This is a genomic window from Blastocatellia bacterium (genome assembly GCA_025054955.1).
Classification (GTDB): Bacteria; Acidobacteriota; Blastocatellia; order HR10; family J050; genus JANWZE01.
This window is the reverse complement of the sequence record JANWZE010000118.1, coordinates 1-13,725: the sequence shown is the minus strand read 5'-3', so window position 1 is coordinate 13,725 and position 13,725 is coordinate 1. Positions and strand designations below refer to the sequence as shown.

Genomic DNA, 13,725 nt, shown 5'->3' with positions numbered 1-13,725 from the left:
CACACTGTAGAGGCCAGTTCAAGTCTCATTGGCTGGTCGCTGCTGTGTGATGTATGAACCGAGCAAGTCAGACCATTAGGAGGGATATATGAGTGACCAAACAACAGAACGACCACGATTGGAGCTGAACGGTCCGGCGCCTGATTTTGAAGCCACCACCACGCACGGACCGATTCGGCTGTCAGAATGGGAAAAGGATAAGTGGGTGATCTTGTTCTCGCACCCGGCGGATTTCACGCCGGTTTGTACCACCGAGTTTGTTGAGTTTGCCAAGCGATATGACGATCTGCGAGCCAAGAATGTCGCCCTATTGGGCTGTTCGATAGACAGCGTCTACAGTCATATCGCGTGGGTGCGTAACATCGAACAACACTTCAACGTGAAGATTCAATTTCCGGTGATTGCTGACCTGGATCAGAAAGTGTCGCGGTTGTATGGCATGGTCCATGAGCCGAGCGCCGTAACGGCGACCGTTCGCTGCGTGTTCTTCATTGATCCGAAGCGTACCTTGCGGGCGATGATTTACTATCCGCTCAACGTAGGGCGCAACTTCGATGAAATCACCCGCGTGGTGGATGCGCTGCAAACGGTTGACAAATACGGTGTCGCTTGTCCGGCCAACTGGACACCGGGGCAAGAGGTCATTGTGCCGCCCCCGGTCACGATGCAAGATGCCGAAGCGCGGGTCAACAATCCTGAGTACAAAGTGACCGATTGGTACTTCTCCAAGAAGGCTGTCGGGTGAAAGACTCGGACGTCAGGCCAGAGGCAGCCGGCAAGTTGTCGAGCTGTCCTTTGGCCTGGAACATCACGACGAGGATGAGGGATATGAATCGAATGCTGGTGATGCTTGTTGGCCAGGTGGCTGTCGTGGTCGGGGCGCTGTTTTTCACCAACTGGTTCAATCAACCGACGGAGGTCGCCGCTCGTGTGGCGCAGCCACCGGTTTATGGATACAAGATCATCAACACGTATCCACACGACAAGCAGGCGTTCACGCAAGGGCTGATTTACGATAGCGGTTTTTTCTACGAGAGCACCGGCTTGAACGGCCGCTCGTCGTTGCGCAAGGTGGAAGTTGAGACGGGACGGGTGCTGCAAATCCGGCAGCTTGCCGATCAGTACTTCGGCGAAGGGCTCACGCTCTGGCGGAATCAGTTGATTCAATTAACCTGGCTCAACCGCGTGGGATTCGTCTATGACAAGGAGACGTTCACCCAACTCCGCGAGTTCTCCTACACGACGGAAGGATGGGGCATCACACACGACGGGCGACGCCTCATCATGAGCGATGGAAGTTCGGTTCTTTATTTTCTCCATCCTGAGACTTTCCAGCGCATTGGCCGGCTTCAAGTCCGCGAGGGAGACAAACCGGTTCCCACCCTGAACGAACTGGAGTACATCAAGGGCGAGATCTACGCCAACCTCTGGTATGGGTCGGGCTTTCCACCGGACCGGATTGCGCGGATTTCGCCGGAAACGGGTCAGGTGCTCAGTTGGATTGATCTGTCTGGGTTGTTGACGCCTGAGGAGATCAGCCAGGGCGCAGATATTCTCAACGGCATTGCTTATGACGCTGAGAAAGACCGGCTGTTCGTGACCGGCAAACTCTGGCCCAAGGTCTTCGAGATTGAAGTCGTGCCAAAGCCATGAGACGATGAGACGGAACAACGGCTATGTCTGTGCGCAAGCAAATTCGTATGACCGACGATGAAGTGGCTGCGTTCTTGCAAGGACGACATACGATGAGCGTGGCCACCATTGGCAAAGACGGCCAGCCGCATCTGGTCGCCATGTGGTATGGATTTCTGGACGGCGCCCCAGCATTTTGGACATACAAAAAATCACAAAAAATCCGCAATCTGCAACGCGACAATCGCATAACCTGTCTTGTCGAAGAAGGCGAAACCTATGAGCAACTGCGCGGCGCCATGCTGATCGGCCGAGGAACAATCCTGGAAGACCAAGCCATCGTCATCAAGGTCGGTGAAAGTGTCTTTGAGCGGTACTACGGTCAATCCGGCGAAGCTGTGCGTCCGGTGATCGAACAGATGGGCCGCAAGCGGGTCGTCGTTCGGATTGACGTAGAGCGCGTCATCTCGTGGGATCATCGCAAACTGGCCGCGCTCTCGGCGGCAGATTGAGATCATGATTGCTGTGACACGATCCATCACCATTAACGAGCGCGAACTGCAGATGGATTTTGTCCGCTCATCCGGGCCGGGCGGACAGAATGTCAACAAAGTGGCTACCGCTGTGCAGCTTCGCTTCGATGTGCGCCGTTCCCCTTCACTACCCGACGATGTGCGGCAGCGACTGATGCGACTGGCCGGCAAGCGGCTGACCGCAGATGGCGTGCTGTTGATTGATGCCCGACGGTTCCGCACGCAGGAACAGAACCGCGAGGATGCGATCAGCCGACTTGTTCACTTGATTCGGCAAGCCGCCGAGAAGCCCAAGGCGCGTCGCCCAACCAAGCCGACATTGACCTCTCAGCAACGTCGGTTGGAATCTAAGCGTCACCGTAGTCAGACCAAGCGGCTGCGACAATCGGTCGTTCGACTGGAGGATTGAGCCGTCACGCCAGGCATGATGCTATGCACATCCCAGCGACGATAGACCGGCGCCGGCATCAACAATCCTCGCATGTCGCGCCAAGCATGATACCAACCACATCCCAACAACTGAGGCGGCCGCTACGATCGTTACATCACGGACTGTCGTGTTTGTGCTTGAAATCTGCCTGGAAAGTGTGTGATAAAATCCATCGTTGAATTTTCACCAAAGGAGGGGCAAACGATATGGCCAAAGCTACATTTGCCGCTGGCTGTTTCTGGGGCGTGGAGGATGCGTTTCGCAGGATCAAAGGCGTGATCTCCACGCAGGTCGGCTACACGGGAGGCACGTTTCCCAATCCAACGTACGAGGACGTGTGCACTGACCGAACCGGACATGCCGAGGCCGTTGAAATCGAATTTGATCCGACGCAGGTCAGCTACGAGCAACTGCTGGAAGTCTTCTGGAGCATTCATGACCCAACTACGTTGAACCGACAAGGGCCCGATGTGGGCACTCAGTACCGGTCTGCGATCTTTTTTCACTCGCCGGAGCAGGAAGCCGCCGCGCGCGCCTCGAAAGAGCAGCAGCAAAACAGCGGCCGTTTTCGCCGACCAATCGTGACCGAGATCGTGCCGGCCACTACGTTCTATCGCGCTGAAGAATACCATCAACAATACTTCGAGAAGCGCGGCATCACGCATTGCGCGATATAGCCGGCGGGGGAGCGTCAATTATGCAAGAGCTTTACTAATGGCGTCTGCACAGAAAAGCAAAAAACAATCTGTCGGCAAACAGACCGGAAGTGCTGCCGCCCTGGGCAACCGGCCGACCAAGACAGCATCTGCCGCTCGTTCGTCATCTTCCGAACAGGGCCGACCGGCCAGCGGCTCTGGGTTGCTGCCGTTAGTGCGACATGAATGGCGAACGATGGCCATTGTGCTCGGTGTGACATGCTTGGCTTACCTGAATGCGCTGGATGGAGAGTTTGTTTACGATGATCGGTTCCAGGTTCTCAGAAACCAAATGATCCGGTCCCTTGATAACCTGCCGGAGATGTTTGCCCAGAGCGTCTGGCAGTTCATGAATCTCGCGTCGGAGGAAGCCGTGGGGCTTTACTATCGGCCGTTGTTCAATGTCGTGCTTGCGATCAATTACAATCTGTTCGGCACGGAGAGCACATTTGGCTGGCACTTCGTTTCGTTGCTCATACACCTGCTGGTCACGCTGATGGTCTACGTGCTGGCGCGGCAGTGGGGGCTGGCGCGCCAAGCGGCCTTTGCGGCGGCGTTGCTGTTCGGTGTGCATCCGACGCATAGCGAATCGGTCGCGTGGATTTCCGGATTGCCAGACCCGCTGGCTGCTCTGTTCATCTTGCCCGCCGTGTTGTTTCATGAGCGTTATTATCACGGCGGGAAGAGCCATTGGCACCAGCTCGGATTGAGCTTGTTGTTTGCCTTGCTGGCCATGCTCAGCAAGGAAGTGGCGATTGTGCTGCCAGTCTTTCTGGCTGTGCGCGAATGGCTCGACAAAGCGGCCGGTGAATCATCGGTGGCCGCAGTGACGCGAGCCTTGAAACGAGCCGCGCCGGTTCTGGCCGTGACCATCATCTACCTGCTAGCGCGCTACGCTGTGTTGGGATTCATCAGCAAGCCGGAGCCGAAGGCGATTGGCATTTCAAACGCGCATGTGCTGTTGACCATTCCTTCGATTCTGCTCGCCTATGCTCGCTTGCTGCTCGTGCCGTACCCGCTCGCTGTGATCTACGATCATTCGTATGTCACGTCGGCGACAGACCCACGATTCTGGGGCGCTGCGCTCGGCGTGCTGGCGCTGTTGGCCGGCGCCATCTGGTTGCTACGCGCGTCGCCGATAGGACTTCGCTCGCTTGCATTGCTCGTGTTGTTTTTGCTGCCGGTGCTCAATCTCAAGACGTTTAATCCGCAAGAGTCGCTTCTGCATGATCGGTATCTCTACGTGCCATCCATAGGATTTTGCCTGCTGATGGCGCTGGCCTTGGGGCGATTGAACGAGTATCTGAGCGTGCGTCGCAAGCAGGCTACCATCATGCCAACAGTTGTCACGGCCTCGGTCTTGTTTCTGCTCACGGTCTATCAAAACGGCTTTTGGCAGAACGGTTTCGTCATGGCCAATCGCGCGTTGCAATGGGCGCCGCAGCGTCCCTTCCTGCACAACTATCTTGGCGCGCACTACCAGGAGCAGAATCAACTGGCCGAAGCTGAGCAAGCCTACCGCCGAGCCGTCCAGTATGATCCGAACTATTACGACGCGCACAGCAATTTGGCCAACATCTACCGCCAGCAAGGGAAATATGCGGAGGCTATTGAGCATTACCAGAAAGCGATCAAGGCCGGCGCCATTCATGTTGATACCTATTACAACCTCGGCGTGACGTACACCGAGCTGAACCGACTGGCTGAAGCTGAGGCGCCGCTGCGCCGGGCGATTGAGATCGCGCCAATGAAAGCGGAGGCGTGGTATAACCTAGCGTGGGTCTACGACCATCAGGGCAAGCTGGAGCAGGCCGCAGCAACTTACGCCGAGGCGTTACGGGTCAGGCCGTCCTATCCGGAGCCGCGCATCAATTTGGGTATTTTGTTGACCAAGCAGGGCAAGTATGCAGAAGCGTTGGAGCAGTTACGGATCGCCCAGCAGTACGCGCCCGGTCATCCGGTCCTGCTCTATGCGCTTGGTGATGTGTATCTGAAAACAAATCGCCATCAGGAAGCAATCAACGCGCTCACGCAGTTGGTTCGCATGCAGCCGCAGCATCGGCTGGCCTACACGAACTTAGGACTTTGCTATGAAGCGTTGGGGCAGATCGAGCAGGCGAAAGCTGCGTTCCAGAAAGCGGTCGAACTGGCGCCGGAAGACGCTCATACCAGGGTGGCCCGCGAACGTCTGGCCAAACTACCATAAGGAGGATGACCAAGCTTTCCAGATCACAGGAGGATTCGTGCATGAGCTATTTCATTACCGGCGCAACGGGGTTCATCGGGCGGCATCTGGTGCAACGGTTACTGGAGCGCAACGGCACGGTCTACGCACTGGTGCGGCAGCAGTCGCTTGATAAGTTGGATGGATTGCGTCGGCGCTGGGGTGTTGATCGTCGCCGCGTTGTGGCCATCATCGGCGATTTGGAGAAACCCCACCTTGGCCTTTCGCAAGCCCAAATCAACAAGCTGCGCGGCAAGATCAAACACATGTTTCATCTGGCTGCTGTGTATGATTTCGCTGCTGACGCCGAGCGTCAACGTGTTGCCAACGTTGAGGGCACACGCCACGCCATTGAACTGGCCGAAGCCCTCCAGGTGGGGTGCTTCCATCATATCAGCTCGATTGCTGTGGCCGGACTCTATGAAGGCGTGTTCCGCGAAGACATGTTTGAAGAAGCCGAGGGCCTAGATCATCCCTATTTCCGCACCAAACACGAGAGCGAGAAGCTGGTGCGGCAAACTTTGAAGCGGCCTTGGCGAATTTATCGGCCCGGCATGGTCGTCGGCCACTCGCAAACCGGCGAGATGGATAAAATTGATGGGCCGTACTACTTCTTCAAGCTGATTCAAAAGCTGCGCGCGTTGCTGCCAGCGTGGATGCCGATGATTGGCATTGAAGGCGGCCGAATCAACATCGTGCCGGTGGATTTCGTCGCTGGCGCGATTGATCACATTGCGCACAAGCGCGGCGAAGATGGCAAATGTTTTCATCTGGTGGATCATCATCCGCTGCGCGTTGGCGAAGTCCTGAACGTGTTTGCGCGGGCTGCCCATGCGCCGCAGATGACGTTGCGGGTGAATGCGCGCATGTTCAGTTTCATTCCGTCGGCGGTGATTGATGGGTTGGGGTCGCTGGCGCCGGTGCGCCGGATCACGCAGCAGGTGCTTTCAGACTTGGGCATTCCGCGCCAGATACTTCGCTATCTGAACTACCCGACGCGATTCGATAGCCGCGAAGCTGACCGCGCGCTGCGCGGCACAGGGCTCGTCGCGCCGCCGCTGGAGAGTTATGCCCATCGGCTGTGGGATTACTGGGAACGACATCTTGACCCTGACCTGTTCATTGACCGCAGCCTGAGTGGTCAGGTGCGCGATCGCGTCGTCGTGGTCACCGGCGCGTCTTCGGGCATTGGCCGCGCCACGGCGCTGAAATTAGGCGAAGCGGGCGCCCGCGTCATTCTGGTGGCGCGCAGCGAAGATAAACTGCTCGAGACGAAACAACTGATTGAAGCCCGCGGAGGCACGGCGTTCGTCTATCCATGTGACCTGACCGACCTGGCCGCCTGCGATGTGATGATCAATCGTGTGCTGCAGGAGCACGGCAGCGTGGACATTCTGATTAACAACGCTGGGCGCTCGATTCGTCGCGCCATTGCCGCTTCGTATGATCGCTTTCACGACTTTCAGCGCACGATGCAGCTCAATTATTTCGGCTCGCTCCGACTGATTCTCGGTTTTTTACCCAGCATGGTTCGTCAGCATCGCGGGCATATCATCAACATTTCGACGCTTGGCGTGCTGGCCAATCCGCCGCGCTTTTCTGCCTACGTCGCCTCGAAAGCCGCGCTGGATGCCTTTTCCCGTTGCGCTGCGTCCGAATTTGCCGACAATGGCATCAGCTTTACCACGATTCACATGCCACTGGTCAGAACGCCGATGATTGCGCCGACCAAGCTCTATGACCGACTGCCGGCCATTTCTCCTGAAGAAGCTGCTGACATGGTCGCTCAAGCGATCATCTACAAGCCGGTGCGGATCACGACCCGGCTGGGCATCTTTGCGCAAGTGGTCAACGCGATTGCGCCGAAAGTCGGACATATCATTCTCAACACCGCGTTCCGTATGTTCCCTGAATCAGCGGCGGCGCAAGGGCGAACCGATGGCGAAATCGAATTAACGCCTGAGCAGATCGCCTTTGTCCAACTGACACGGGGCATTCATTGGTGAGGAGGTCACGATGATCAGGATCATTCCATTGCTCGTGTGTCTGGCCACGGCGACGCAGACTGCATCACGTTTGGCTGACGCGCGCGCTCAAATTGAGCAACTGATCGGCACGAGTGGCGCTGAAGTGGCCGTCGCAGCTCGCACGCTGGATGGCAAGGATGAACTGATGATTGAGCCGGATAAAGTCTTTCACGCGGCCAGCACCATGAAGGTGGCTGTGATGGTCGAGTTGTTCAATCAGGTTAGAGCCGGCAAGCTGCGATTAGACGATCCGTTGACGGTCAAAAACCAATTCCACAGCATCGTGGATGGCAGCGTCTATCACCTCGACATGAAGAGCGATTCGGATGAGGAAACGTATCGCTTGATTGGTCAGGCGATGACGCTGGAGCAATTATGCGACCGCATGATTACGGTCAGCAGCAATCTTGCTACCAATTTGCTGATCGAAAAATTGGGCGTGGACAACATCCGTCGCACGGTGGCTGCATTGGGCGCCGAGGGCTTGAACATCTTGCGCGGTGTGGAGGACAGTAAAGCCTTTGAAAAGGGACTCAACAACACGACGACCGCGCGCGGCTTGCTGCGCTTGATGGAGAGCCTGGCCAAGGGTCAAGCCGTTGATCGCAAATCGAGTCGCCGCATGGTGGAGATTCTCAAGCGACAAAAGTTCAACGAAGCGATCCCAGCCGGTTTGCCGCCCGGCACGCCCGTGGCTCACAAAACAGGCTCGATCACGCGCATCCATCACGACGCCGCCATTGTGTACGCCAAGCGGCCGTTCGTCTTAGTCATTCTAGTGCGCGGCATCGAGAAAGAGGATGTCAGCGCCGCGCTCATGGCCAAGATTACGGAGCTAGTCTATCAGGCCACCCAGTAGTAGGCATCATGGAGTTGAAACGATATGACGTGGCCGTCATTGGCGGCGGGATCGTTGGCTTGGCCACGGCGATGGCGCTGACGGCGCGCGCGCGATTGTCGCTGATTGTGCTGGAGGCTGAGGCGCGACTGGCAGCTCACCAGAGCGGACACAACAGCGGCGTGATTCATTCCGGTTTATATTACAAGCCCGGCTCGCTCAAGGCACGCCACTGCACGGAAGGCCGCGAAGCGATGTATCGCTTCTGTCGGGAGCATGGCATTGCCCACGAACAATGCGGTAAGTTGGTTGTCGCAGTGAATGAGACCGAGCGCGCCGTGTTGGACGAATTGGCCCGACGCGGCGCGGCTAACGGGCTGCAAGGCATCCGACAGTTGACAGCCGAGCAGCTTGCTGAATACGAGCCGCATGTCTCAGGCATCGCCGGACTGTTTGTCCCTCAGACGGGGATTGTCAACTACGCAGATGTGGCAGAAGCAATGGCCAGGCGGGCGCAGGAAGCCGGCGCAGAGATTCGCACGCAAGCCCGCGTCGTGAGTGTCCAGCGGCGAACCGAAGCGTTGATACTGAACACCACCACTGGAGACGTGCAGTGCCGTTACTTGATCGGTTGCGCTGGCTTACAATCGGATCGCGTGGCGCGAATGTGCGGCATGCATCCACGCTTGCGGATCATTCCGTTCCGCGGTGAGTATTATGAGCTGATTCCAGAACGACGCCGTCTGGTGAAGAATCTGATCTATCCAGTGCCTGATCCGCGGCTGCCGTTTCTCGGTGTACATTTCACACGAACGATTGACGGGCGTGTGGAGGTGGGGCCAAATGCGGTCTTAGCGTTCAAGCGAGAAGGGTATCAACGAACCAGCTTTTCGCTCAGAGACACGCTGAGCATGATCTCATACGGTGGATTTTGGCGAATGGCGCGGCGGTACGGCAGTGTAGGGCTTGGCGAGTATTATCGCTCGTTGAGCCGACGCGCGTTCGTGAGAGCGTTGCAGCGATTGGTCCCAACGTTGCAGCCTGACGACATTCAACCGGCAGGAGCCGGCGTGCGAGCGCAAGCCGTTGATCCGACTGGCCAGTTGATTGATGATTTCCGCATCATTGAAGCTGAACACATGATCCACGTCGTGAACGCGCCATCACCGGCGGCGACGGCGTCGCTCAGCATTGGCCAGACCATTGCCACGATGGCGATCAAACGATTTGCTCTGCCCACCTGGCGCGGTGGTGAGGCTCGCACAGGCTATGGCTAATGACCGACTCTGCCAAGCCATTGACCTGAACAGGAGGCGCTCTACATACGGTGACAACTCATGAACGCTTTCTGCTGACTCCTGTGCTGCATTCTATAGTTGAGGATCGAGGGCCTACATACGATGACAACACATGAACGCTTCCTACTGATGGGCGGCGAGCTGAGCGATCAGCTAGCGGCGTTCGCTCGCGATGTGTCAGCCGGGCTGTCGGCGAGTCCAAAGCGGCTTGACTGCCGCTATTTCTACGATGCAGACGGATCACACCTGTTTGAGGCGATTTGCCGATTGCCGGAGTACTACCTGACACGTGCTGAGCAGGAGATTTTGCTGACGCGGACAACGGAGATTCTAGCGACCTGCCCACCGAATTTGACGCTGGTCGAACTGGGCAGCGGCAGCGCCAGTAAAACACGCGTTCTGATCGAAGCATTGTTACAACGACAGGGCAGATTGCGCTACGTGCCCGTAGACATTTCACGCGCGGCGCTCGAACAAAGCTCACGCGCGTTGCTGCGTGATTACGACACATTGCAGATCGTGGCAATCGCCGCCGAATATCAGGATGGATTGCAGCAGTTGTCATCGGTCATTGAAGGACCAAGATTGATTCTATGGCTGGGATCGAACGTGGGCAACTTCGAGCGAGCCGCCGCCAGTGAGTTTCTTCGGCAAATCCGCCGGTGGATGATGCCATCGGATCGGCTGCTGGTCGGCATTGATCTGCGCAAGAGTCGCGCCGTGCTGGAGGCTGCCTATGACGATGCACAAGGCGTGACGGCGCAGTTCAACTTAAATCTGCTAGCGCGGATCAACCGCGAATTGGGCGGCCATTTTGATTTGCAGGGGTTTCGTCATCGCGCGACCTATGACGAACAGGCCGGATGTGTGCAAATGTACCTTGAGAGCGTGCGTGAGCAGACGGTGCTGATTGACCGCCTGGGATTAACCGTGTGTTTCAGCGCCGGCGAAGCGATCCACACAGAAAATTCCTACAAGTATTCGTTTGCTGAGATCGAGAGGTTGGCCGAGGCTGCCGGACTGCGACTGGAAGGACAGTGGCTGGATACGCAGCAACAATTCAGCGAGAACATGTTCGCGCCGGCCGCTCCAGCGAACGCCGCCTGATCCAGCCGGCTGATACTGGAATCGCCGATGCGAGGTCTTCAGCGTCTCCTGCAATGGCGTGCTCAGCGGCTGGTCAACTTACGGCTCATCGAATCGCAAACGCGCAGTGGGAGACCCATCGTGCGCGCTCCGGCTGCATTGAGTTTGCCCGGCTGATGTGGTACACATTCCGCTCATCGGTTGAAGTACCGTTACCTTGAGGAGGAGTGAACTATGGTTCCGCCATTCAAGAATGAACCCTATCTGGATTTCACCAATGAAGCCAATGCTGCGGCCATGCGGCAGGCGTTAGCATCTGTCGAACGCCAATTTGGTCGCCAGTATCCACTGATCATCGGCGGCAAGCGATACGAAACCGGCGACCTGCTGCATTCGCTCAATCCCTCGAACTATGATGAAGTAGTCGGCTCCGTTCATCGCGCCAATGCTGAATTGGTGGACAAAGCGATGGACGAGGCTTGGAAAGCCTTTGCCTCATGGAGCCGCATGCCAGCCGAGCACCGCGCGCGTTATTTGTTCAACGCTGCCGCCGTCATGCGCCGGCGCAAATTGGAATTTGCCGCGTGGATGGTTCATGAAATTGGTAAACCTTGGGCCGAAGCCGATGCCGATGTGGCCGAGGCCATTGACTTCATGGAGTTCTACGGGCGCGAAGCCCTGCGCTATGCCGAGCCAAAACCGGCTACACCGTCGCCGCTCAAGGACGAGCATAATGAATGGTTCTACATCCCGCTTGGCGTTGGCGTGGTGATCCCGCCGTGGAATTTCCCATTGGCGATTCTCGTCGGCATGACCACAGCCGCGATTGTTGCCGGCAACACCGTCGTGCTGAAACCATCGAGCGACACGCCGATCATTGCCGCGAAGTTCGTCGAGTTGATGGAAGAAGTCTCGTTGCCGCCCGGCGTTATCAATTTCCTACCCGGCAGCGGCAGTGTCGTCGGCGATTCGCTGGTGCTCCATCCCAAGACGCGGTTCATCGCGTTCACCGGCTCAATGGAAGTCGGCTTGCGGATCAACGAGCTGGCTGCCAGAACATCACCCGGACAAATTTGGATCAAGCGCGTCGTGGCCGAGATGGGCGGAAAAGATACCATCGTTGTTGATAGCTCGGCTGACCTGGATGCCGCGGCTGAAGGCATTGTGGCCTCTGCTTACGGATTCGCAGGGCAGAAATGCTCGGCCTGCTCGCGTGCTGTCATGGTTCAGGATGTCTATGACCAGGTCATCGAACGCCTCGTCGAGCGCGCGCAAAAGTTGATCGTCGGCCCGGCTAAGAACCAAGAGACGTATATGGGACCGGTGGCCAGCCGATCGGCGTATCAATCCATTCTCGACTATATTGACATCGGCAAGAAGGAAGGCAAGACCCTCACCGGCGGCCATGCATTGCAAGAACTCGGCAATGGCTACTTCATCGCGCCAACCATCTTCGGCGATGTAGACCCGATGGCCCGGATCGCTCAGGAAGAAATTTTTGGGCCTGTGCTGGCGTGCTTGCGGGCCGCCGATTTTGATCAGGCCTTGGCCATTGCCAACAACACGAAGTTCGGCTTGACCGGCTCGCTCTACTCACGTGAGCGAAAGCACCTTGAACGCGCGCGGCAGGAATTTCACGTCGGCAATCTCTATTTGAACCGCAAGTGCACCGGCGCGCTCGTGGACGTGCACCCATTTGGCGGCTTCAACATGTCAGGGACAGACTCCAAAGCCGGCGGACGCGATTATCTGTTGCTGTTTTTGCAGGCCAAGTCGGTTGCAGAAAAGTACTGAGAGCAGCCCCGGCCGCTACTATCATTGCCTCTGAGAGCGCTACGTGAAGTTGCCGGTGGCTGCTTCTCAGTGCGCATTTTCTCCATCCGCGATCCACATTCAGGATCAGTTCACTTGTCGCTCAGGCAATGTGCCTGACGTGTAAAACGTTGGTCTCTGGCTTGAAAGACTCAATTCAAATACCGCTGCGCGCGGTGGTGTCAACGGGAGCATACGCCAAGAGACGCCCCGACAACCCAGCGCCAGTGTCACACAAATCGCCAATGTGGAGCCGGCCGCATCAGGGACTATTGAGTTTAGCCGGCGCTTTTCAGAGCCAAGGGCGTAGAGTGAGCACGGTTTTTGGAGTGCAGTGACGTGTCACCGCTTTCCGGCCAAAGCTGCGACAGGTCGCAGCACTCCAAAGGCGGTCGTGAGCCTCTTGGCTTCACTTAATCCCATTGGCTTTTCGAAGCCCGGAACCGATTCCCATGCCTCGCCTGGCTCGTCCCCCAGCGACGATTTTGAAATGCCAGGCCAGACCACACCGTCTGAGGCGACGTGGGGAGAGGGGCCGATGGAATGTTCTCGGCGTTGAAACACTGAGCTACATTCAGGCGGCTGCGCTGCGGCGCGTTTACGCGATTCCGCTGAGTTCACGAGCGTAGGAATTTGCTTGCGCCAGCTTCAGGCGGCCATGCTGTGGCGCGTTTACGCTCCGAGTTGGAATAACGACCAATGGCCCATTACTACACCTTCACCATGAAGGATGGAAAGACAATTCTTTCGTGAGCTTCGAGTGTCTCGTGGAGTACTTTCACAGGAATCGTCCGTGAGCTCCGCGCACACTACGAAGTATGAAAGTGGTTATTTTCGAAGGAGCGATCGTGGGACGCGGCGTCGGTAGACGCTGCCAGAGGGTAGCATGACGTGAAACGTCTGGGAGCCGTCATCCCCTAATCCCTCGCGCCTTGGAGAGGCGCCAGCAGTGCTCCCATCGGGTCGTTGATGCAAATGAAACACTCGCCGCGAACACCCGGCTCTTGGTGCGTCTCCAACGCGCCACTCTGGTTCGATCGGCTGTTCCAGACGTTGCACGTCTGGCGACCTGCTGTTTGCGCCTCCGGCGCACGCTGAGCTTGGACGTTTTCCGAGGAATCACCCTTATGCCCAGCGCACGCCACGAACG

The 13,725-nt window shown here is 57.2% G+C and carries 12 protein-coding genes; 11 read left to right on the top strand and 1 reads right to left on the bottom strand.

Annotated elements, in window-relative coordinates; genetic code table 11:
- The first annotated feature begins 88 nt into the window (after positions 1 to 88).
- The 11 genes from NZ823_15155 to pruA all read left to right on the top strand — a co-directional run bounded on the left by NZ823_15155 (position 89) and on the right by pruA (position 12,557).
- Complete coding sequence (locus NZ823_15155) at positions 89 to 745, top strand: peroxiredoxin (GenBank protein MCS6806467.1); 657 nt, start codon at positions 89 to 91, stop codon at positions 743 to 745.
- A gap of 83 nt (positions 746 to 828) precedes the next feature.
- Positions 829 to 1,653 (top strand): glutaminyl-peptide cyclotransferase, encoded by an 825-nt coding sequence (locus NZ823_15150; protein ID MCS6806466.1) that lies wholly within the window; start codon positions 829 to 831, stop codon positions 1,651 to 1,653.
- Positions 1,654 to 1,676: 23 nt separating this feature from the next.
- Positions 1,677 to 2,144, top strand: coding sequence for a TIGR03618 family F420-dependent PPOX class oxidoreductase (locus NZ823_15145; GenBank protein ID MCS6806465.1), 468 nt, complete (start codon positions 1,677 to 1,679; stop codon positions 2,142 to 2,144).
- A gap of 4 nt (positions 2,145 to 2,148) precedes the next feature.
- A complete protein-coding gene (arfB, locus tag NZ823_15140) occupies positions 2,149 to 2,574 on the top strand; it encodes an aminoacyl-tRNA hydrolase (GenBank protein ID MCS6806464.1) in 426 nt (141 codons plus the stop codon).
- A 227-nt stretch (positions 2,575 to 2,801) separates the two neighbouring features.
- Positions 2,802 to 3,272 carry a peptide-methionine (S)-S-oxide reductase MsrA gene (gene msrA / locus NZ823_15135; GenBank protein MCS6806463.1) on the top strand — a complete coding sequence of 157 codons (471 nt, stop codon included), beginning with the start codon at positions 2,802 to 2,804 and terminating at the stop codon, positions 3,270 to 3,272.
- A gap of 37 nt (positions 3,273 to 3,309) precedes the next feature.
- On the top strand, positions 3,310 to 5,496 hold the full coding sequence (locus tag NZ823_15130; protein ID MCS6806462.1) for a tetratricopeptide repeat protein: 2,187 nt from the start codon (positions 3,310 to 3,312) through the stop codon (positions 5,494 to 5,496).
- A gap of 41 nt (positions 5,497 to 5,537) precedes the next feature.
- Positions 5,538 to 7,520 (top strand): SDR family oxidoreductase, encoded by a 1,983-nt coding sequence (locus tag NZ823_15125; protein ID MCS6806461.1) that lies wholly within the window; start codon positions 5,538 to 5,540, stop codon positions 7,518 to 7,520.
- Positions 7,521 to 7,530: 10 nt separating this feature from the next.
- The gene (locus tag NZ823_15120) at positions 7,531 to 8,400 is read left to right on the top strand and encodes a class A beta-lactamase-related serine hydrolase (protein ID MCS6806460.1); all 870 of its coding nucleotides are present in this window, start codon (positions 7,531 to 7,533) and stop codon (positions 8,398 to 8,400) included.
- Between the two features lie 8 nt (positions 8,401 to 8,408).
- Positions 8,409 to 9,656 carry an L-2-hydroxyglutarate oxidase gene (gene lhgO, locus NZ823_15115; protein ID MCS6806459.1) on the top strand — a complete coding sequence of 416 codons (1,248 nt, stop codon included), beginning with the start codon at positions 8,409 to 8,411 and terminating at the stop codon, positions 9,654 to 9,656.
- Between the two features lie 123 nt (positions 9,657 to 9,779).
- Entirely contained in the window at positions 9,780 to 10,784 is a 1,005-nt protein-coding gene (gene egtD, locus NZ823_15110; protein MCS6806458.1) for an L-histidine N(alpha)-methyltransferase, read from the top strand.
- A gap of 213 nt (positions 10,785 to 10,997) precedes the next feature.
- A complete protein-coding gene (gene pruA, locus NZ823_15105) occupies positions 10,998 to 12,557 on the top strand; it encodes an L-glutamate gamma-semialdehyde dehydrogenase (GenBank protein MCS6806457.1) in 1,560 nt (519 codons plus the stop codon).
- A gap of 935 nt (positions 12,558 to 13,492) precedes the next feature.
- On the opposite strand, the gene NZ823_15100 is transcribed toward pruA, so the two are convergent.
- The coding region (locus NZ823_15100) for a hypothetical protein (protein MCS6806456.1) at positions 13,493 to 13,725 on the bottom strand (233 nt) is incomplete at its 5' end.